This window comes from Stomatobaculum longum (genome assembly GCA_000242235.1).
Lineage (GTDB): Bacteria > Bacillota > Clostridia > Lachnospirales > Lachnospiraceae > Moryella > Moryella longum.
The window spans coordinates 102,391-123,674 of sequence record JH590863.1; the positions used below are offsets into that span (position 1 = coordinate 102,391).

Sequence of the window (21,284 nt, forward strand, 5' to 3'; positions counted from 1 at the left end):
GGTGCGGCAATGCCCATACGCATACAGAACGATTTGCCGGCAAAGGCAATTTTGGAACAGGAGAACATCTTCGTGATGGACGAAAAACGCGCGGTGTCGCAGGACATTCGCCCGCTGCAGATCCTGATTCTGAACCTGATGCCGCTCAAAGAGGACACGGAACTCCAGCTGCTCCGCGCGCTCTCAAATACGCCGCTTCAGGTGGACTGCACCTTTTTGATGACCAGTTCCCACGAGGCGACCCACACGAGTAAGAGCCATATCTCGAATTTTTATGTCTTCTTTGATGAGGTCAAGCACCGTCACTTCGACGGCCTCATCATCACGGGGGCGCCGGTCGAGAACCTGCCCTACGAGGAAGTGAGCTATTGGGAGGAACTCTGCGGAATCATGGAGTGGTCAAAGACCCATGTGACCTCGACCTTCCATATCTGCTGGGGCGCGCAGGCGGGGCTCTACTATCACTACGGGATTCAGAAGTACCCGCGAAAGGAGAAGCTCTCCGGTGTCTATTGCCACAAGGTGCTGCACCACTCGGTGCCGCTGGTCAGGAGCATGGACGACTACATGGACTGCCCGCACTCCCGCTGGACCGAGGTGCGGCGCGAGGACATTGTAAAGCACCCGGAGCTCACGATTCTGGCGGAGTCGGACGAGGCGGGCGTGCTTCTCCTCATGGACGAGACCGGACGGCAGATTTTTGTGCAGGGGCATCCGGAGTACGACCGCATGACCTTGGACAGCGAGTATCGGCGCGACAAGGCGCGGGGCATGGAGCCGAAGATTCCGCTCCACTACTATGAGAACGATGACCCGAGCGGCCGTCCCCTGCTCTCCTGGCGGAACATGGCAAATACGCTCTACACGAACTGGCTGAACTATTATGTGTACCAGGTCACGCCCTATCTCCTCGAAGAGGGAGAGAAGCCGTGATTTATCTGGACCATGCGGCGACTGTGTCGCTCTGCCCTTCGGCACTCGAAGCCATGCTCCCGTACCTGACGGCGCAGTGCGGAAACCCGTCGGCGCTCTATGAGAGCGGCAGAAGGGCGCGGCAGGCGGTCAGCCGGGCGAGACGGGAGATCGCGGAGACCCTCGGCTGCCTGCCGGAAGAGCTTTACTTCACCTCCGGCGGCACGGAGGCGGATAACTGGGCGCTGCTTTCGATGGCGGAAGCCGCACGGGCGCGCGGCGAAGCGCCTTTTCTCGTCAGCGCGGCGATTGAGCACCACGCGGTGCTCGAGACCCTGCGCTACGGCAAAGAGACCGGACTTCTCGACTATGCGTTGCTCCCGGTCACCGGGGACGGCGTCGCAGCACTTTCGGGGCTCGACGCCCTGTTGGCAAAGCGACCGGCGCTCGTCTCCTGTATGGGGGCTAATAACGAGACCGGCGCGCTGCAACCGCTCGGAGAACTGCTCGCGCGCTGCAGGGAGCGGAATGTTCCGCTGCACAGCGACCTCGTGCAGGTTTACGGGCAGTTACCGCTTAAGAGCTTACTCGGCGAAGAACTGCCGGATCTCTTTTCGGTGAGTGCCCACAAGTTCGGCGGGCCGAAGGGCGTCGGCTTTCTCTATATACGCCGCGGTCTTGCTGTCGGCGCGCTTTTACACGGCGGCTCGCAGGAGAGAGGGCGGCGCGCCGGAACCGAAAATGTCGCCGGAATCGTCGGGATGGCAGCGGCGGCGAAGGTCGCCTTCGCGGAGATGGCGGAGAGCGGAGAAAAGAAGCGGGTGCTCACGGAGCTGTTCTTCCGCCTGCTGCGGGAAGAGCTTCCCGCCGTATACCGAAACGGCAGCGAGACCGCGCGGCTTCCCGGACACCTAAATCTCTGTTTTCCCGGTGTCTCGGCGGAACTTCTGCTGATTCTCCTCGATCAGGCGGGCATTGCGGCGAGCGCGGGCGCGGCCTGCGCCTCCGGTGCGCTCGAGCCCTCTCATGTGCTCCTCGCGATGGGGCGAAGCGAAAAAGAGGCGCGCGCCTCGATTCGCTTCAGCTTCGGCGCGGAGAATACGGAGGAGGAAGTGCGGAAAGCCGCACAGATCGTCACAAACTGCGTCAAAGGCTTACAGGAGGAACAAAATGTTTAAAGACTTTCGGAGTGCTTTGTTTCGCTTAAAAGACTATCGGCAGCTCATGCGGCGGCGGACGGGCCGCTTTTTCGCCTACTGCGCCTTTCTCTGCCTGCTGACCTGGCTCACGGGCTTTGCGCTGCCGCTCGGCATGTTCTGGCAGCGGCAAGGCGGCGTGCGTCATTTCTTTGAGGCCAATATCCCCGAATTCACGATTCAAAGCGGCAAGCTCTCGGTGCCCGGCGGCTATCATCGGGAGGGCGCGGACTACTATGTGGACATCAATACGGATGCGAGCCACAAGATTGATTTAAATGCGCAGGAGACACGCACGCTGATGGCGCTGAAATCGGTCGTGCTTCTCGGCGATGCGGATCAGCTTGTGATGAAAAACGACAGCGGCGGCATTGCCGCAGACTTGCGGACCATTCAGTTTCACGATTTTCGGGACGGTATCAGCAAAGAAACGCTGCTCTCCCTCACCGGCTATGTCAAATGGGGGCTCATCATCGCGGGCGTGATTATCTACGCCGGTTTCCTGATCGGCTTTTTCCTGCTGAATCTCGTGGAAGCCGTGCTCGCGGCGCTGCTTCTGCGCTTTGTCGGCGTCTATACCGATTTCGGCAGCACCTACCGCCTGACCGGCTACGCGCGGACCATGTCCACGCTCATTGTCGCGCTGCTTGCGCTGTTTGGTTTTGACACGGATCTCACCATGTATCCGGCGGTTGTTCTGGACCTCTTTATCGTGGCGCGCGCCGCGCAGTGCATGCGAGCTGCGGGAAACGCGCGGAACACCGGAGACGACCGCGCGCCGCGTACGAGCGATACAAGTGTTCGCGCGGTCACACCGGAACTCGCGCCGGAAGAGAAGCAGAGCGGCGAGGACGAGGCAGCGTCCGGCGCAGAGCGTGAGACCGAAGCGCAGACCGAGACAGAAGCACAGACTGCGACGGAAGCAGAGACGGAAGCAAACGACAGCGGAGACAAAGATACAGCGCCGGATGAGAGCGCGGGCGAGAAGAAAGCCGCGGACAATACGGCGGAAACACCGCCGCGAGACGACATCACGCCGAGCGACGGCTGGAGTTTCTGAGACAGAGAGGAAGTACAGGATGGGAAAGAAGGTGGTCGTCGGGATGTCCGGCGGCGTGGACAGCTCGGTCGCGGCCTATCTCCTGAAAGAGCAGGGCTATGAGGTGATCGGCGTGACCATGCAGATCTGGCAGAGCGAGACAAAGTGCGAGGTCGAGAAAAAGGGCGGTTGTTGCGGTATTTCCGCCGTGGAGGACGCGCGCCGTGTCGCCGAGGTGCTGGACATTCCCTACTATGTGATGAACTTTCGCGCGGAATTCAAGCGCGATGTCATCGATTACTTTGTGCGGGAGTACCGCCTGGGGCGCACCCCGAATCCCTGTATCGCCTGCAACCGCTTTGTGAAGTGGGAGGCGCTGCTTGAGCGGAGTCTCCTGCTCGGCGCGGAGTATATCGCGACCGGCCACTACGCGCAGGTACATTGCCTGGAGAACGGGCGCTATGCGCTCGGTCTCTCGAAGACCGCCGCCAAGGATCAGACCTATGCGCTCTACAATCTGACGCAACGGCAACTCTCGCACACCCTGATGCCGATCGGGGCGTATGAGAAGCCGGAGGTTCGCGCGATTGCGGCGGCAGCCGGGCTTCCGGTCGCCGCGAAGCCCGACAGCCAGGAAATCTGCTTCGTGCCGGACGGCGACTACGCGCGCTTTATCGACGAGAGCACGGGAGAGCCGAGTGCGGCGGGCAATTTTGTGGACACGGCGGGGCAGGTGCTCGGGCGGCATAAAGGCATTACCCACTATACGGTCGGACAGCGGAAGGGGCTCGGGATCGCCTTCGGGGAGCCCCGCTATGTGACCGCGCTTCGCCCCGAAACCAATGAAGTCGTGCTCGGCACGGGCGAGGAGGTCTTTGCGTCAAAGCTTCTCGCGGACGATGTGAACTGGATGGCGGTTTCGCCGCCGGAGAGCGGGACAAAGCTTCGCTGCCGCGCGAAGATACGCTATAACCACGGCGGTGCGGACTGCGAGGTTCTCGTGCTGCCGGACGGGAAGATACAGGTCATGTTTCCGACCCCGCAGCGCGCCGTGACGCCGGGACAGGCCGTTGTGCTCTATACGGAGGCGGGCATCGTGCTCGGAGGAGGGACCATTGAGAAGTAGAAGAATTGCGGCGGTGTTCGCGCTGTCGCTTGCGCTCGCGATGTGCACGGCCTGCGGCAAAAAGAAGCAGGTGACCATAAGCCTTGCGGAGAGCTCTTCCGTGATGGAACTGCACAGCGGCAGCGAGAGCGCGGACGGTACGGGCACCGTAGAAGCGCGCCCGGAGGACATTGTAAACGGCTACCGCTTCAGCGACAGCAATCAGATTGTCTACTGCAAGACAGAGGAGAGCGAGCTCCGCGACCGCCCCGGCACGGACGGAACCGTCGCGGGCAAGGTAAAGCGGGGCGACGCACTGCGCTGCACCGCGGTCAATGTGCGCTGGCTCCGCTTTGACCGGAACGGGAAAATCGTCTACGGCGCGGCGGAGGACTTTGAGACGGCAGACCACAGCGCCCCGGGCACCGAGGTACAGACCGAATATGAGAGCGCGGAGGTCGGCGTCGCACCGCACTGAGAATTGCAAAATTTTGCGTGACAAAGCCGGAAAGCTCTGCTATACTTTTTGGGTATTCGGAGAGTTACCCAAGCGGTTCAAGGGGGCGCACTCGAAATGCGTTAGGCCGGGTGACCGGTGCGTGGGTTCGAATCCCATGCTCTCCGCGAAGTAAAGAGCTGTAGAGAAGAAGTTCTCTACAGCTCTTTTTTGTCGTTCCGGACAAGCTGTGCCCGGTTTCTTCCGCGGGCGTGTCTCTGTCTCGTCCCTTGGAAAGCCGGGGGCGGCGTGTTACAATGACAGCGATACCAGTCAAACGATACCGGTGCGCGAAGCGCAGAGGAGAGAAGATGGGAGATATCGCAGAGATTGTCGCAATGTTTGAGCGGGAGATGCCGATTAAGCTCTTCTGGATGGATGAGGACAAGCGGGAGCACGAGGAAGAAGCGCCGCTCCGCATGATTGAGGCGGTCAATCTGCTCGGCTACATTGCCCCGACGGTCAAAACCCTCGACTGGCTCTTTGACGAGCTTCGAAACCGTGTCTCGCGGCGCTTTATCCGTCAGCACGAGAACAGCGGTCTGGAGCGCGCCTATGTGGACGGCAAGGTGCGCATGGACAACGAGGCGGTCTATAAGTACTTGGACGCCTTCGACGCGATTGTTCTGGAACTCCGCGACAACATCACCTTTGTGCGGCTCTCCGAGCGCGGCCGGAAGATTTACCGCGAGGCGGCGGTGCGGGAATTCCGCGACAGGGTGCAGTAAAGTAAATCAAAAAGAAAAACGGGTGGGTGGAACTATAAAAGTTCCACCCACCCGTTTTCTAATTTCAGAATTCTTTCTTGGCGCAGTTTTCCGAGCTCGCGGCAGACAGAGCTGCGCTCCGAGCCGATGCGCTGGGCAAGTTGCTCTTGATTTAGCGATAGATAAAATCGGCGGGAGTCTGCGTCACGGGACAAATCCGAGAAGAAGCGCAGAAGCTTTTCTCGCAGGGTCTTTTCACTCATCACTTGTATGGTTCGGTTCAATGAGATGGGGGCCTGTGCGTAAGAACGAAGAAAGTCCTCAATAAATCTGGAGTAAAAGTTGAGCTGTGTTCCGTTGCGAATAAAGTCAAGGATGGAGAAAAAAAGCAATTGACTTTGGACCGCAGCGCGTATGCAGCAACAGTCATTGACCGTGCCGGAAAGCTCAAAGGAGCAACCGATCAATTCGCCGGGACCGTACACGGCGGCAATGGTTTCCGTATCGCCGGCGGCATGGCAGATGTGAACGTGGCCTGAGAGTATCAATGCGCTGCGGCGAATGGTCGTTCCGGGGAGAAAAACAGTCTCCCCGGGGGCAAAACAGCGCGTACTGTGTGGCACGGCGTCTAAGAAACGGACACAGTCCTCGTCAGAAAAATGCTGAAAGCAAGAAGCGCGTTGCAAGTGAGCAGGAGTTAGCATGGGGCCTCATTTCCGCACTGTTGCGTGTGCAACTGCAAAAAGGTGTTAGTTCAAGTAAACTAAAGTAGTTAGCAAACAATAACTAACTGAAGTGTAGAGTAAGGCGGTCAAAAAAGCAAGGGAAAGGGGAACTTTGTGTTAAAAGTTGCAATCTACGGAAAAGGAGGAATCGGAAAGTCAACCACTTGCTCAAATTTGGCGGCGGCGCTCAGCAAGCGTTACCGTGTCATGCAGATCGGTTGTGATCCGAAGGCTGATTCGACCAAGAACCTATTGGGTGGAAAAAAGATATGCTCGGTTTTGGAAGCACTGCGGGAGACGGGAGATGAAATCGAGCTCAAAGACTTGGTGCACGAGGGGTATGGCGGTGTGCTCTGCGTCGAGTCAGGGGGGCCCATGCCCGGTGTGGGCTGTGCAGGTCTGGGTATTATCTCGGCCTTTCAAAAGCTGGAGGAATTGGAAGCGTTTGAAATTTATAGGCCGGACATCGTGCTCTACGATGTGCTGGGAGATGTGGTCTGCGGTGGTTTTGCAATGCCGATACGTGACGGCTATGCCGAACATGTGCTGATTGTGACATCCGGCGAGATGATGGCACTCTTTGCAGCCGACAACATCAACCGCGCGGTCAAACATTTCGAAAAGCGCGGCTATGCGCGAGTGCGCGGTCTCATTTTGAACGAGCGACGTGTCAAGGATGAGAGGGCACTGGTGGAACGATTTGCGGAGGAGAGCGGACTCAATATTTTACAAACAATACGCCGAAGCGATGATGTTCAACGAGCTGAGGAGAGTGGACGTACCGTCATAGAAGCCTTTCCGGACTGTGAGGTGGCGGCGGATTACTTTGCGTTGGCTGAGCTTGTAGCAGGCTTAATGAACGGAGAGGAGAAAGTATGAAAGAGAGTTTGCATTACTGTTCTCCGGCACACGGCGGTTGGGGCCCCATACGAATGACACAGTTGGTGCCGGAAAGTCAGCTTCTGTTCTGCTGCCCCAGTGCCTGCTTTCGACACGGTGCCCTGGGGGCATTCCAACACGGCTACAAGAACCGCATGGCCTATCTCTACCTAACGAGAGAGGACATTATCAGAGGCTATGACGATATTCTGTTGGAGGGTGCCGAGGAGTATCTCTGTCGTCTGGAGGAGAGATTGAAGGTCCTGTTCCTCTTTGTCTCCTGTCTGGACGACTTCATCGGCACAGACTTAGAAGCTATCTTGGCGGAACTATCGGAGCGGCATCCGGATATTATATTCCGAGCCTGCCATATGAATCCGATTGCCGCGGACACCAAGTTGCCGCCGCTGGTCACGGCGTATCAGAGCATGATGAGTTTACTTCCGATTGCCGAGACAAAGCATAGAGCTGTAGGGCTGTTTGGAAACAATGTGAAACTTCCGGAGAGCTCGGATCTACGCCTATTGCTCAGTCGCATCGGAGAAGAACTGATTGAGCTTCCCGATATGGAAGATTTTGCCTCTTTTCAGCGACTCGGCGCGGTGCGAGCGGCAATTATCACGGAGCCCTATGCAAAGCCGGGGGCGTCGCGGCTTGCGGAGCGCAACCGAATCCCGGCTCTCTTTCAACCGGTCAGTTATTCGCTTTCGGAGATCAAACAGAATTATGAAGCGCTTGGGCAGGCACTCGGGCATGATTTTTCGGGAGAGCTTATAGACTGGGAGGAAAAAGCAAAGGCGGAAATCGCAAAGACCCGGGAGGCGTTGGGCGAACTTCCGCTGCTGATTTCCGACAGTGCGGTGCGGCGTCCGTTTGCACTGGCGGAAACTCTACATGCTTACGGATTCTGTGTGCGGGAGGTCTCTCTCAGTAAGCTGTTGCCCATAGAGCGTGAGGCGAAAACAAGACTCTCGGAGAGCTTACCTTCCCTCAGGATTCGTGAAGCATTGGCGCCTGAGAGAACGCTGGATTACGCGCAACAGGAGAGGAGCGATACGCTCGCAATCGGCAGTGAGGTTGCCTACTATGCGGGTAGTCGCCACCTGTTAGATCTCGCGTCCGATGAAGGCATGTACGGTTATGACGGCCTCATACGGCTGATGCGCAGCTTACGAGAGAGTGCGGCGGAAGAAGCAGATCTCCGCACAAGCATAGAGGCCTACGGAGGAATCGTATGAGAAGTCGTCTTGCCATGTACCTACCGCCTTTTGCGGCAGATTATTCCGGCGTGTGCTCGGCGCTCTTCCCGCTCGGCGGTATGATTTGTATCCACGACGCCTCCGGTTGCACGGGAAACTACGCGCTCTTTGATGAGCCGCGTTGGTACGGAAGCTGTTCTTCGGTCTACTGCACGGGGCTTAGAAAAACAGATGCCGCACTTGGGGATGATGAGAAGCTGATCAGGAAGATATGCGCAGCTGCACATGAGTTGAAACCGGCCTTTATTGCGATTGTCGGGAGCCCGGTGCCCAATGTTATCGGCTTTGATTTTCGAGGCGTCGCGCGAGAGTTGGAGGCGGAGCTCGGAATTCCGGCCTTTGGTTTTCCGACCGCGGGTATGGAGGGTTCCTATCAGGACGGGATTGCGGAAGCTTGGCATACGCTGTTTGCGCGTTTTGCGCAAGGAAAGCAGTCACGTGAAGCGCGCACGCTCAATCTTTGCGGTCTCTCCCCCCTGGATCTTACGGAGACGGAGGAAGCTTACTTTGCGGCGCGGCTCCGTTCGGCGGGATATCGAGTGCGGTCTACAGGGCTTGATAACATACGGCATTTCGGCAGTGCGACGGTGAACCTTGCGCTTACTACAGCGGGATTTCGTGTTGCAAAGGAGGCAGAAAAAATTTTCGGAACGCCGTATCTCGCAGGTTTTCCGATCGGAGAGGAAGCATGGAAGTCCTATTTTGAAATGCTTTTTGCGACTGAAGAGAGCGGCGTGTCTCGCGTTTTTGCGCCGGAAGCGGGCGGGGAAGAGAAGCATCAAACAAAGGCATCGTGGTTACTCTTTCACGACGCATTAATTGCTCATTCACTACGAAACTATCTCAGAAGCCGAGGCAAGGAAGTACACTGTAAAACGGTGTTTCCGGGACAGGAGGCCGAGGACTTGGGAGTGGAAGTTTGTGTGAAGGAAGAGCGTATCGCCGAGCGAATCAATGAGGAAGGGTTCGATGGCATCGCTGCGGATCCGCTGTTGCTCGCTCTCAGATCCAAGAAAGGAATTGCGGAGCTCTCTCTGCCGCAGCATGCGGTATCAAGTCGTGTGTGTGAAAAAGAGAGATGGAATTTACTGGATGAAGAAGCGTGGAAGTACAGAATAGAATCGGAGGAAGAAAGATGAAAAAGCGTCCATTGTATTTGCTTGCATTGATCTGCACGGCGGCACTGGCAGTCGCTTGCGGAAAACAACAGGCGTCGGAAACATCGGGGAACGCTGCGAGCGGAACGGAGAGTACGACGGTTGCCGTTTCTGAGACCGAGCTTGTTAAGACAGCGCGCCGTACAGTTACGGATGACAGCGGAGCGGTTACGGAAATTCCGGAGAAGATTGACCGTATCGTAGTCGGAGATGTCTACCCGATGGCCTCGGTGCTCAGTGTGTATCTCGGCTCGGCGGATAAGATTGTCGGCATTCATCCGGTGTCCATGAGTGCGGCGCAGAACGGTTTGTTGGGGGACATCTACCCGGAGATTCTGAAGGCGGAGACCGGCTTTGCAAAGGGGAACGAGCTCAATGTCGAAGAAGTTATGAAGCTGAATCCCGATATTGTAATCGGCGTCACGAAAGATAACGCGGAGGCGCTGCGGAATGCGGGTATCCCGGCCATCTGTGTAATTCCGTCCAAGTATAATTTTGATGTGATTGCAACTTACGAACAATGGATTTCCCTGTTGGATCAGATATTCGGCGGCAGTGAAAAAGCCGCTCAAATTGAAGCTTACAGTCGAAAGGCCTATGAGCTGGTGCAAGAGAGGGTCGGAAGCCTTAAGGAAGAAGAGAAAAAGCGGGTACTGGTTTTGTTCCGCTATGACGACTCCGGCATGGTGGCCTCCGGTAAGAACTTCTTCGGACAGTACTGGACGGATGCCGTCGGTGCAATCAATGTGGCGGCAGAGATTCCGGACGGTAAAACGGTGCAGATCAATATGGAGCAGGTGTATCAGTGGAATCCGGATTTGATTCTGATTACGAACTTCACCGGTACACAGCCGGAAGATCTCTATGAGAACCGTATCGGCTCGGATGATTGGTCTAAGGTAAAGGCTGTGCAGAACCATGAAGTCTACAAGATGCCGCTCGGAATTTACCGTACCTTTACGCCGGGTGCAGATACGCCGGTCACGTTGCAGTGGCTTGCGAAGACAGTTTATCCTGAAAAATTTGCGGATTTGGACATCGATCGGATTACGCGTGAGTATTTCGCACAGTACTACAATGTAGAGCTTACGGATGAGATGCTTAAGAAGATGTACAACCCGTCGAAACAGGCTGCGGAGGGGATGGTCAAGAAATGAGACGGAGAGTCGGCTTGTGGCTCCTGCTCTCTCTTACGGCGCTGTTGTTGGCTTTTATTGTCGCATTGTGTATCGGGCGCTATCCGTTAAAACTCTCGGAGTGCGCCCGCGTGCTGCTCGGGCGGGAGCCTGCGGATAGCAGACTGTATGCGGTCGTAATGCAGGTGCGTCTGCCGCGGGCTTTGCTCGCGGCACTCGCCGGAGCGGGACTATCGGTCGCGGGAGCGGCCTTTCAAAGTATGTTCTCAAATCCGTTGGCAACCCCGGATACACTCGGCGCGGCAACCGGAGCGTCTCTCGGTGCCACCCTTGGCATTTTGCTTCGCCTAAACGGGGCAGGGATACAGGCACTCGCCTTTGTCTTTGGGGTACTGGCAATCGGACTGGTGTGCCGCTTAAGTCAAATTAGGGGACAGAGTTCGGCGATGATGTTGGTGCTCTCCGGCATCGTCATCGGGGCACTTTGCGAAGCCATGGTCTCGCTTATGAAATATACGGCCGATCCGCAGGATGTACTGCCGCAAATTACCTTTTGGTTGATGGGAAGCTTTTCGGGAGTGGGACTGCGCGCCGTGCTGCTCGGCAGTATCCCGATTCTTCTCGGGATTGCGGTCTTGCTTGCCCTGCGCTGGCGTTTCAATGCGCTTTCGCTCAGCGAGGATGAGGCCAGAGCACTGGGACTGAAAGTACAGCGGCTCCGCGCGGTGATAATTCTATTCTCGGCGTTGATTACTGCTTCGGTTGTGTCTCTTGCGGGGAAAGTCGGTTGGGTGGGCTTGCTCGCGCCGCACGGAGCGAGAATGCTCTTCGGAAACGACAATCGCCTGGTATTGCCGAGCTCTGCAATTCTGGGTGCTCTTTTCTTGCTCTGCATCGACACGCTTGCGCGGAGTGTGAGCGCGTCGGAATTGCCGCTTTCGGTACTCACGGCGGCAATCGGTGCACCGGTGTTTATTGTGTTGCTCCGAAAAACCGGAGGAATTCAGGAATGAAATTTGAACTTCGAGATGCCTGCTTTGCCTACGGGGCGGATAAGCCCCTTTTTGAACACATCAACCTATCGCTCTCAAAGGGTGAAATACTCACAGTGCTCGGCCCGAACGGCGCAGGTAAAACCAGTCTTCTCCGAGCTGCACTGGGATTTGCACCCTTTCAACGCGGGGGTAGTTTTCTGGACGGAAAGCCGGTGGGAGAGTTTTCGGCGCGAGAACTGTTTCGAAGGATTGCCTATGTTCCGCAGGCGAGGCGTTACAGCTTTGCCTATACCGTGGAAGAACTTGTCCTACTGGGGCGAGCGGTACATGTGGGGCTTTTTTCCCAACCGCGCGAGCACGATAAGCACATTGCGCGCAATTGTCTTGAAAAAATCGGAATCACGAATATCGCGGGAAAACTTTGCTCGCGTATCAGCGGCGGTGAATTGCAGATGGCACTGATTGCGCGCGCTTTGGCGGCAGAACCGGAACTCATGGTACTCGATGAGCCTGAGGCCAATTTGGACTTTAAAAATCAGTATCGCATTTTGAAGACCGTGCAGGAACTGAAAGAGCAGGAAGGGTTGGCGTTTTTCATCAACACCCACTTCCCGGAACATGCGCTGCAACTGGCCGACCGCGTTCTCTTGCTGTATCCGGGGCGTTGCAGTGAGAGCGGGCTCGCGGCGGAGCTGCTCACCGAGGAAAAGTTGCAAAAGCTCTACAGCCTCCCCGTGCAAATTGCCGAGCTGCAGCTCGGTCAAAAAAACTACCGCACCGTCATCCCCTTTGTTCTCTGAGCCGTTATAATAAAAGGCAAACAGTCGGAGGAGACAAGCATGTACAGCACAAGTCTATGCTATCTGGAGAGCGACGGGAAGTGGCTCATGCTACACCGTGTGACCAAGAAGAACGATATCAACGAGGGCAAGTATGTCGGTGTCGGCGGCAAGTTTTTGGAAGGGGAGAGCCCGGAGGAGTGCGCGGCGCGCGAGGTATTTGAGGAGACCGGCTACACCCTCACGCATTACCGCTATGCGGGTATCGTGACCTTTGTTTCCGACCGCTATGAGGCGGAACACATGCACCTCTTTTTGGCGGACGGCTTCACGGGGGAATACCACGATACGGAGGAGGGCATTTCTTCCTGGGTTCCGAAGGAGGAGGTCTTAAAGCTGCCGCTCTGGGAGGGCGACCGCATTTTCCTGCCCCTGTTACAGCGGAATATCCCGTTCTTTTCGCTGAAACTGTGCTATGAGGGCGATGCCCTGACGGCGGCAAAGTTAAACGGCAGTCCGCTGCCCCTCCGAACTCGGCAAAAAGAGACAGAAGCCGGGGAAATACCAGTGTAAAAAACGTTCTTTTGCGAACTTGCACAGCAAAACAGAGCTATGCTACACTGAGCCCGTAACCGGCAAAACTGGGCGGGGCGTTTGACCCGCGGGGGGGCTATGCTCGACAATATCACAAATCTGTTTCTCTTTATCGGAGGACTGGGTATGTTTCTCTACGGCATGCATGTCATGGCGGAAGGAACACAAAAGTCTGTCGGCAGTAAGATGAAGGACTTTCTGGGGATGCTGACTTCGAACCGGCTGAAGGCCGTGCTGGTCGGAACCCTGATCACCGGTATCATCCAGAGTTCGGGCGCGACCACAGTCATGGTCGTCGGTTTCGTGAGCGCCGGTCTCATGACACTGAGCCAGGCGGTCGGCGTCATCATGGGCGCAAACATCGGTACCACGGTGACCGCGTGGATTGTCTCGCTGAGCCAGATCGGCGACTCGATGAAGTTCCTGAACCCGGAGTTCTACGCACCGGTCTTAATCGGCATCGGCGCGTGCATCATCATGTTCTCGAAGTCCGACACCAAGAAGAACCGCGCGGAGATTATCATCGGTTTCGGTCTTCTGTTCCAGGGTCTCAAGTTCATGTCGGAGTCGGTCGCGCCTTACACCGACGCGCCGATTTTTGCGACGGTGTTCACGACGCTCGGCTCGAATCCGTTTCTCGGCATTCTCGCCGGTGCGGTTGTCACGGCGCTCTTACAGAGTTCTTCGGTTTCGGTCGGTATTTTGCAGATGCTCGCCGGCAACGGCCTGATTATGACGAATGCCGCGATTTTCATCACCCTCGGTGAGAACATCGGATCCTGCGTGACCGCCATGCTCTCGTCGATCGGCGGTTCGCGCGATGCGCGGCGCGCGGCGGTGATTCACCTCTCGTTCAACATGATAGGCGCGCTGCTCTTCACGGTCATCAGCATTCTGCTCTTCGCGCTGAAGCCGACACTCGCGCACTATCACATCAGCCCCGTACAGATTTCCATGTTCCACACGGGCTTTAAGCTGACCATGACCGTCCTGCTGTTCCCGTTCGGTGAGCAGCTGGTCAAGCTCTCGGGCATGCTGGTGCCGGAGAAGCAGGCATTGCTCACGGGCGAGAAGAAGGAAGAAGAGTTTGTGACCTGTCTGGATCCGCGTATCTTTGAGCAGCCGGCGATTGCGGTCGCGGCGCTCTCGAATGCGGTCGCGTCCATGGGTAAGCTCACGCTCCGCAATGTGGAGCGGGCCTGCGAGGTCTGCTTTACGCAGGATGAGGCGGTCATCGCCGAAATTTTCGAGACCGAGAAGAAAATCAATGCGATGAACCGCGAGCTCTCGGAGTATCTAATCAAGGCGAACACGCTGCCGGTCAACGACCACCAGCGCCTGGTTGTCGCGGATCTCTTCAACACGCTGACGGATCTGGAGCGCTCGGGCGATCACGCGGAAAACGTCGCCAAGGAAGTGCAGCTCCTGATGACGCGCCAGCTCACGCTCTCGGAGACCGGCAAGAAGGATCTCCGCGATATGACGGACGCCGTGCAGGAAGCCTTCCGCTATGCGGTCAAGGCGCGGGAAGAGCGGAGTGTGACCAGCGCGAGAAAGGTGAGCGCCTGCGAGGATCTCGTGGACTCGCTGCGCGATGAGCAGAAGGAGCGCCACATGGACCGGCTCTCGCGGGGCGAGTGCAAGCCGGAGGCGGGTCTGGTCTTCATCGAGATCATCGACAATCTGGAGCGTATCTCCGATCATGCACAAAACATGGCGGAGTACATCATGAATGAAATTTAAATTTAACAAAAGCCCGGACTTCTTAAACTATTGAAAATTAACAAAACAAATGTTAGGATAACAACAGAGTCCTGACAGAATTGCCGGAGCTTTTGAAAGTGGCGCCTGTGTCATTCGGACACAGGCGCTTTTTGCGTCACATAATTGCCGGAGACAGGTAGAACATGCGTGCAGCGCGAAAATAAGGAGGCGCAGGATGGGACAGTGCAAGCATTGTGGCAGTGAGGTGAAAGAAGGCATGCGTTTTTGCGGCAACTGCGGTGCGCCGCAGGAAGCGGAAGCGGCGGAAGCGGAAGTGACGGCGGAGGAGAGCGGAGAGGTTGCCGAAAAGAGTGTCGCGACGGTTGCCGAAGAGAATGCTGTGACGGGTACCGAAGAGAGCACGGCGGCGGGACAGGAAGCGCACGGTGAGGACAGAAGTCCGGCGCTGACCGCAACTGTCGAAGGGGCTACCGAAGAGACTGCCGCGACAATTGCCGGAGAGAATGCTGTGACAGGTACCGAAGAGAGCACGGCGGCGGGACAGGAAGCGTCCGGTGAAGCTATGCATCCGGCCGTACCCAGACCTTCGGCAGAGACTAGTGGAGAACCTGTGACGACGACTGCCGAAGGGGATTCGGCGTTACCCGCACCTGCGGCAGAGGCTGTAGGAGAACCTGTGGCGACAGTTGCCGGAGAGAATGCTGTGACAGGTACCGAAAAGACTGCAGCGGCGGGACAGGAAGCGTCCGGTGAGACCGCGAAGCGGAAACCGCGCCGTCTGCGGGCGGCTCTCTTCGCCGCTGCGGCGGTCGCGGTTGCGGCGGTCGGCGCGACCGTGCTACTGCACCGCATGACGGCCATGACGGGGGAACGCTTTGTCCGCGTGCAGGCGGAGGCGCTGCGGCAGGAGGCCGCGCCGTTCGAAGGCCTCGGCGCGGTCTTTGAGAACGGTTTCTCGAGCGACTTTGTGCTCAGCATGCAGATGTCGCGCAGCAGACTGCTCGCCCTTTCGCGGAGCGGCAATGAGAACTATATGCTCGTTGCAAAGGCTCTGCAGCGCGGCATTCAGGCCAAGGTGGACCTCGGAAGACATCTGGAGACCGCCGTGCTGAATCTGGAGTTTGGCACCGACGATAGCGCGAAACTCAATTTTGACTGCTTTCTGGACAGCGAGAAGTTCGGCTACCGGATTCCGCAGGTCGGCAAGCAGGTCTTTGTCCTGAATTACCCGGAAGTACTTAGGCAGTACAGCGGCGGGGCGCGCTTCAGCACGGCGGAGCTCGCTGCGCTGGTACCGTCGAAGGCGCTGCTCTCTGCGTCCGCGGCGCGTTACGGGCGCGTGCTCGCGGCAGCCTTTAAACCGAAGGAGATCAAGGTCAAAAAGCGGGCGTATACCTCCCACGTCCTGAAGCGCCAGCTGGACCACGAGATGAAGGGGGAGTATACGGTCTACACCTGGAATCCCGATCGGGAGACGCTGGAGACACTTTTCCGGAGTCTCGCGGCCGAGATGCGGGAGGATAAGGACTTTGCCGACTGGTATAACAGGCGGCAGGAGGCGGGCGAGGAGCTTGCCACGGCACTCGGTATGGGACGGGGCAGGGCGGCCCACTTTTCGGATGTCGCCGACTATGTCGAGAAGCACGCTGCGGATTGGGCGGAGACACTGGAACAGCGGAACTTGCGCTGGAAACTTGTGATGCAGGGGAAGGAAGTCGCGGCCATACGCGTGGTCGACAACGGCGAGAGACCGCTCTTTTGCTATGAGCGGGATCAGGTCGGCGATACGCTCTACCACGGCGTCGGCGGCGAGGTGTTTCTCGGTACCTTCGCCGAAGAGCGCAGCAAAAAAGAGAACAGCTATGAGGGGCGGGTCATCGGGCGCCTCGCGATGTTCGGCGACGCCTGGCTCTGGGGCTTCCGGCTGTACTACAGTAAGGTGCCGCTTGACGGAAAGCCCTCGGTGCTCGGACTGCCGAACGGCAGTTATCGCTACACCTACTTTGACGCGGACCGGCCGGACCGGAAGTATACCTTTGAGGTCAAGGAGAAGTGGGGGCGCTCCGTCTACGAGCTTGACGACGGCTACGACAAGTTCACGCTGACGGCGACACGGAAGGGTAGCGCCGAGAAGCCGACGGGCCGGGAAGTGGATATCAGCGATGAGTTGTCGGGCAGCGGCAAGAGTCTGCCGCAGGAGAAGTTTTCGGACATCATCGAGAAACTCTGAGCGGAAAAGGAAACACGAAGCAAGCGGGCAAACTTTTCCGGAGGGATGGCAAAATTTGTCGGAATATCAGAGGGGAAAGGCTCGAAAGAGCCGGAAAGATTGAAGTTTAGCACAACAAATGTTAAGATAAAAAGGAAAGTCCTGACAACATTGCCAGAGATTTTGCGCAAGGCGTCTGTGTCGTTTGGATACAGGCGCCTTTTTGCACGCAACGGGGGAACACGCGGTTTCGGATTGAAAAAGGGGGAAGTGACCATGGGCAAATGCAAGCATTGCGGCAGCGAAACGGGGGAAGGCGAGCTCTTTTGCGCGAACTGCGGCGCGAGACTCGAGGAAGAGAAGCCGGAGGCGGTAGTGACCAAGGCTACGGAAGAGCTGCCCGGAGGAGCCGCGGAAGAAGCAGCGGAAGCGGCGGCAGAAACGAAAGAAGCGGAACATGAAGAGGTGACAGAGCCTGTCGTGACAGAGGCGACAGCGCCGAAAGAGCCGGCCCAGGAGGAGGCTGCCGCGGAGAAAAAGAATGCGGCGGAGCACAAGGAAACGGCGGGACATAAGGGAACGGCGGAACCTACCGCGGAAGACAAGACTTCGGGCGCGGAGGCTGCGGCGGAGGAAGACAGTGCGGGTAAGAAGAAAAAAATAGGTTCCGCCGCGCTCATCGCCCTCGCCGTGCTGGGACTGGCAATCGGTTTCGGCGCGCGCACTGTGTCGAAAAACCTCGGATCGCCCGGGAAGCGCTTTCTCGCCGGACAGTTCCGGGCGCTTTCCAAGGAGGCTGCGGTACTAAACAGCGCGGAGCAAGTCTTTGAGAACGGTTTCTCGAGCGATTTTCAGCTCACGACAGAGCTCTCGGACAGACAGGTGACAGCGCTCACGCGGCGCGGGCTCTTTTCGGGGCCGTACGAACGCATCTTGCGGGACGGCAGCGAGGCGCGCATTTTTATCGGCAAGAAATTTGAAAAGGCTGTATTAAATCTGGAGCTCGGGCGCGGGAATGACCCGGTGCTGCAGGCGGACTTCTTCATCGATCCGGATCGCCTCGGTTTCCGCCTTCCGAAAAAGAGCGACAAGGTCTATGTGACGCGGTATCCGGAGGTATTACAGGAGCTCGGCAGCGAGTCGCGGCTCAGCACCTCTATGTTTGCGGACTTACAGTTTCCAAAGGAGCTCCGCGCCGCGACGGTGAAGCGCTACGGAAAAATTGTGGCGGCGGCCATCAACCGCAACAATCTGAAGACCGAGAAACGGAGTTACCGCTCGCGCGTCTTAAAGCCCGAGTTAAAGCATTCGCTTGAGAAGGACTATACGATTTACAGCTGGGAGCCGAATGCCGAAGAGCTCGAGCGGCTGTTCCGGAACATTGCGGATGAAATGGAGAAGGACAGGGCGCTCGCTGCCTGGTATGACAGACGGCAGGAAATCGGCGAGCAGTTTGCGAAGGCGAGCGGACAGCACCCGGGACGGAGTGTCAGGTTTGAAGATCTCGCAGACCGGCTCCGGGACAATGCGGAGACCTACGCGAACCGCCTGGAAGACCGCAAGTTCACTTGGAAACTCGTGACGGAGGGGAGTGAAGTTCGGGCGATTCTCCTGCAGCTGGACGGCGGTGACACGCAGATCTTCTGCTATGAGCGGGATACGGACAAGGGCAAGCTGTACCGCGGCGTCAAAGTGTTTGACTCGGTGCTCACGGAAAAGCGGGATCTCGAGAAGAGCGGCTATTACGGCACCGTTGCCTGCCGCTTCAGCTGGTGGTTTTACACCGAGAGCTTTGCGCTCAAGTACAGCAATGTGGACTTTAAGAAAAAGAGTGTGCTCGGTTTGCCCTGCGGGAAATACCGCCTGCTGCCGGGCGGCGACGAGGACGGAGACGGCATCAAATTCGAGGTGCGAAACGAGGGCGCAAACTCGCTCTATGAGCTGAAGAACGAGCTCGGCAGTTTTACCCTGAAGGCCACGAAGACCGGAACCGCGGCGCTGCCGACCGGGGAGGAAGAGAACATAGACGATGAACTGCTGGACGGCATGACACCGCAGCAGGGAATTTCGAAGTTTATCGGCGCACTCTGAAGAAAAGCGGGGGAAAAGAGATGTATTGCAGGTATTGCGGGAGCAAGTTAAAGCCGGGGGCAAAATTTTGTACGAGCTGCGGCAGGAAAGTCGAGTCGTCCGAAAAAACAGAGGAGACCAAGACCGAAGCGGCGGCGGAAGGCGCGGAGAAGAAACTGACAGAGCGGAAAGAGACGGAACCCAAAAAGACGGAACAAAAAAGGGCGGAACAGCCCAAGCCGTCCGCGTCAACGCCGCCGGAAGAAAAGAAGACAGAGGGCGGGAAGTCGAAAAAGGGGCTTCTTCTGATTCCCCTCTTTCTGCTGCTCGCCGGGCTCGGCGTGGTTCTCGGCATTCGAATCGGCTCGGGATTCGGTTCCGGCGGCGGTTCAATCAAGCAAAACGACCCGTTTGCGAAGCGGGACACACAGGAGCGCGGCAAGGCGGCCGGGACAGAAAGCAGCGAGAGCGGCGCAGACAGTGAGAGCGCGGAGAGCAGTGCGGAGAGCGGGAGCGAGGGCACAAAGCGCGAGGAGAAGCTGGTGCTTGCGGCCGAGAATACCGAGCTCGGCACCCTGCAGCGAAAAATCGCGGAATTAAACAGCATGGCGGCGGCCGCCCAGCGCATTGACCTGTCGGCAGTCAACCACGCGGTCGGCACCAGAAATCCGGGCGAGAGCTGGAATTCGGATGTCTTTTACACGCTCGAGGGCTATGAAAACCGCCCGGGCTATGTGAACAAGAACCTCTGCCGCCTCGAGCAAAAGCAGCTCATCAACGCGGCGACCGGAAACCGGATTGACTATGTCATCTACATCAACCCGAACGACGGCGTCGCGAACAAGATTGTCGCAATCGAATACCTGGTCAGCGGAAGCCTGCAGGTCACGGAGTACTACTACGACGCGAACCGCATGCCGCGCTTTGTCTATCAGTACGACATTGACAACTATGTCGCGGGCTATGCGGTGCCGGAGAAGCCGGGACAGCGCTTCCTCTTCGGCAGCGACACGCTGCTTACCTGGCGAGAAGTCCGGGACGGCGGCTTCAAGTGGAACTGCGCGGCCAATGCGACGGAGGCAGAGCGGCTTCGGAAGTCCTGGCCCGCCAACACGATTTTCCTCTATCAGAACGAGAGCGCCGATATGCGGCGCGCCTTTGACGAGCGGGAATCCATCATGCTGAATGCCGCGTACAACACCTATGAGACCGTGATGAACGCGCAGAATCTGACGAGCATCAGCGGCTATGCCTACGACGAGCAGGGCAACGGCATAGCGGCAGCGGCGGTCCGGCTCTACCGGAACGAGGACGGCAAGCTGCTCTACGAGAGTCAGACCGATGCGGACGGCAAGTACCAGATTTATGTGCCGAGCGAGGCGAGACAGTACATGCTGCAGATTGCAAAGCAGCCCTATCAGGCCTGCGAAATTTACGGCATCGGCGTCGAGAGCGATCAGCTGGTCGCCTACCAGACGCCGGTATACCTCTTTGAGCGTGGCGGCGCGGCGATCGACTACCGCCTGAAACTCGGCGATGCGCTCCACTATAACGAGAGCCGGAGCGGTATGCAGACCGTCATCGCCTCGGCGATCAATCTGCGCGAAGGCATCAATAACCGCACGGGCACCATTGTCGCGACCGCAAAGGCCGATGAGTCCGGCGAGGCGGATGTACAGCTGAAGCCGGGCGTCTACACGGTCGAGCTGATTGCGAGCGGCTACGAGACGGTCTACGACACGCTGGTCGCGCGGCAAAACGGCGAGACCGAGCGGGAGTTCTTTGCGGCGCCGACGGTCGGTTCGGGACAGGTGTCGATTGTCCTGACCTGGGGCGCGGTGCCCGCGGATTTAGACTCTCACCTCTTTACGCAGCGCGGCACCGAGACCTCGCATGTCTGGTTCGGCAGCAAGGAGGACAGCTTCGGCAACGATCTCGATGTCGACGACACGAGTTCCTACGGGCCGGAGACCGTGACCATCAAGCAGTTCTCCGCCGAGGATTACTACAAGTACTGCGTCTTTGACTTCACGAACGGTGTGCGGGAAAATACGCAGAGCTACGAGCTCTCAAACTCGGGCGCGACCGTGCAGGTCTATACAGACCAGGGCCTCGCGGCGACCTACCATGTGCCGACCAACCGGCCGGGCGTAGTCTGGGAAATCTTTGAAATTCGGAACGGCAGAATCACGCCGATTCAGCGCTACTACAACTATGTGAGCAGCCAGGATTGGTGGATGCACGGTTAAAGAAAGCGGGATTTCCTTCCTTGCATTTTTGCAGGCACACGGTTAGAATGAA

18 protein-coding genes and 1 tRNA gene are annotated in these 21,284 nt (G+C 57.6%); 18 read left to right on the forward strand and 1 reads right to left on the reverse strand.

Annotated features, from left to right (window positions below):
* The first annotated feature begins 9 nt into the window (after positions 1-9).
* The 7 genes from metA to HMPREF9623_RS06280 all read left to right on the forward strand — a co-directional run bounded on the left by metA (position 10) and on the right by HMPREF9623_RS06280 (position 5,476).
* Positions 10-933, forward strand: coding sequence for a homoserine O-acetyltransferase MetA (gene metA / locus HMPREF9623_RS06250; RefSeq protein ID WP_009533049.1), 924 nt, complete (start codon positions 10-12; stop codon positions 931-933).
* Positions 930-2,090 carry a cysteine desulfurase family protein gene (locus HMPREF9623_RS06255; RefSeq protein WP_009533050.1) on the forward strand — a complete coding sequence of 387 codons (1,161 nt, stop codon included), beginning with the start codon at positions 930-932 and terminating at the stop codon, positions 2,088-2,090. Before metA ends, HMPREF9623_RS06255 begins: the two co-directional genes overlap by 4 nt.
* Entirely contained in the window at positions 2,083-3,168 is a 1,086-nt protein-coding gene (locus tag HMPREF9623_RS06260) for a DUF1189 family protein (protein ID WP_009533051.1), read from the forward strand. The genes HMPREF9623_RS06255 and HMPREF9623_RS06260 overlap by 8 nt, the downstream gene beginning before the upstream one ends.
* 19 nt (positions 3,169-3,187) lie before the next feature.
* The gene (mnmA, locus tag HMPREF9623_RS06265; RefSeq protein ID WP_009533052.1) at positions 3,188-4,273 is read left to right on the forward strand and encodes a tRNA 2-thiouridine(34) synthase MnmA; all 1,086 of its coding nucleotides are present in this window, start codon (positions 3,188-3,190) and stop codon (positions 4,271-4,273) included.
* A complete protein-coding gene (locus tag HMPREF9623_RS06270) occupies positions 4,263-4,730 on the forward strand; it encodes a hypothetical protein (RefSeq protein WP_009533053.1) in 468 nt (155 codons plus the stop codon). Before mnmA ends, HMPREF9623_RS06270 begins: the two co-directional genes overlap by 11 nt.
* A 58-nt stretch (positions 4,731-4,788) precedes the next feature.
* Positions 4,789-4,876 (forward strand) — tRNA-Ser (locus tag HMPREF9623_RS06275).
* Between the two features lie 183 nt (positions 4,877-5,059).
* Entirely contained in the window at positions 5,060-5,476 is a 417-nt protein-coding gene (locus HMPREF9623_RS06280; protein WP_009533054.1) for a hypothetical protein, read from the forward strand.
* A gap of 32 nt (positions 5,477-5,508) precedes the next feature.
* Here the strand turns inward: HMPREF9623_RS06280 and HMPREF9623_RS06285 are convergent, their stop codons facing one another.
* A complete protein-coding gene (locus HMPREF9623_RS06285; protein WP_009533055.1) occupies positions 5,509-6,159 on the reverse strand; it encodes a Crp/Fnr family transcriptional regulator in 651 nt (216 codons plus the stop codon).
* A 135-nt stretch (positions 6,160-6,294) separates the two neighbouring features.
* Here HMPREF9623_RS06285 and HMPREF9623_RS06290 point away from each other — a divergent pair, with 135 nt between their 5' ends.
* From HMPREF9623_RS06290 to HMPREF9623_RS10900, 11 genes are all read left to right on the forward strand, one after another.
* Positions 6,295-7,059: a nucleotide-binding protein gene (locus HMPREF9623_RS06290; RefSeq protein ID WP_009533056.1), complete on the forward strand. Its 765-nt coding sequence runs from the start codon at positions 6,295-6,297 to the stop codon at positions 7,057-7,059.
* A complete protein-coding gene (locus tag HMPREF9623_RS06295) occupies positions 7,056-8,297 on the forward strand; it encodes a nitrogenase component 1 (protein WP_009533057.1) in 1,242 nt (413 codons plus the stop codon). The genes HMPREF9623_RS06290 and HMPREF9623_RS06295 overlap by 4 nt, the downstream gene beginning before the upstream one ends.
* On the forward strand, positions 8,294-9,457 hold the full coding sequence (locus HMPREF9623_RS10895) for a nitrogenase component 1 (protein ID WP_009533058.1): 1,164 nt from the start codon (positions 8,294-8,296) through the stop codon (positions 9,455-9,457). Before HMPREF9623_RS06295 ends, HMPREF9623_RS10895 begins: the two co-directional genes overlap by 4 nt.
* Positions 9,454-10,632: an ABC transporter substrate-binding protein gene (locus HMPREF9623_RS06305; protein WP_009533059.1), complete on the forward strand. Its 1,179-nt coding sequence runs from the start codon at positions 9,454-9,456 to the stop codon at positions 10,630-10,632. The genes HMPREF9623_RS10895 and HMPREF9623_RS06305 overlap by 4 nt, the downstream gene beginning before the upstream one ends.
* Positions 10,629-11,624 carry a FecCD family ABC transporter permease gene (locus HMPREF9623_RS06310; RefSeq protein ID WP_040799851.1) on the forward strand — a complete coding sequence of 332 codons (996 nt, stop codon included), beginning with the start codon at positions 10,629-10,631 and terminating at the stop codon, positions 11,622-11,624. The genes HMPREF9623_RS06305 and HMPREF9623_RS06310 overlap by 4 nt, the downstream gene beginning before the upstream one ends.
* Positions 11,621-12,406 (forward strand): ABC transporter ATP-binding protein, encoded by a 786-nt coding sequence (locus HMPREF9623_RS06315; protein WP_009533061.1) that lies wholly within the window; start codon positions 11,621-11,623, stop codon positions 12,404-12,406. The genes HMPREF9623_RS06310 and HMPREF9623_RS06315 overlap by 4 nt, the downstream gene beginning before the upstream one ends.
* A 39-nt stretch (positions 12,407-12,445) precedes the next feature.
* Positions 12,446-12,958, forward strand: coding sequence for an NUDIX hydrolase (locus tag HMPREF9623_RS06320; RefSeq protein WP_009533062.1), 513 nt, complete (start codon positions 12,446-12,448; stop codon positions 12,956-12,958).
* A gap of 99 nt (positions 12,959-13,057) precedes the next feature.
* A complete protein-coding gene (locus HMPREF9623_RS06325) occupies positions 13,058-14,722 on the forward strand; it encodes a Na/Pi cotransporter family protein (protein WP_009533063.1) in 1,665 nt (554 codons plus the stop codon).
* Between the two features lie 196 nt (positions 14,723-14,918).
* Entirely contained in the window at positions 14,919-16,934 is a 2,016-nt protein-coding gene (locus HMPREF9623_RS06330) for a zinc ribbon domain-containing protein (protein WP_009533064.1), read from the forward strand.
* 255 nt (positions 16,935-17,189) lie between these two features.
* Positions 17,190-19,004: a zinc ribbon domain-containing protein gene (locus HMPREF9623_RS06335; protein ID WP_009533065.1), complete on the forward strand. Its 1,815-nt coding sequence runs from the start codon at positions 17,190-17,192 to the stop codon at positions 19,002-19,004.
* Between the two features lie 20 nt (positions 19,005-19,024).
* Complete coding sequence (locus HMPREF9623_RS10900) at positions 19,025-21,232, forward strand: zinc-ribbon domain-containing protein (protein WP_009533066.1); 2,208 nt, start codon at positions 19,025-19,027, stop codon at positions 21,230-21,232.
* Positions 21,233-21,284 lie beyond the last annotated feature (52 nt).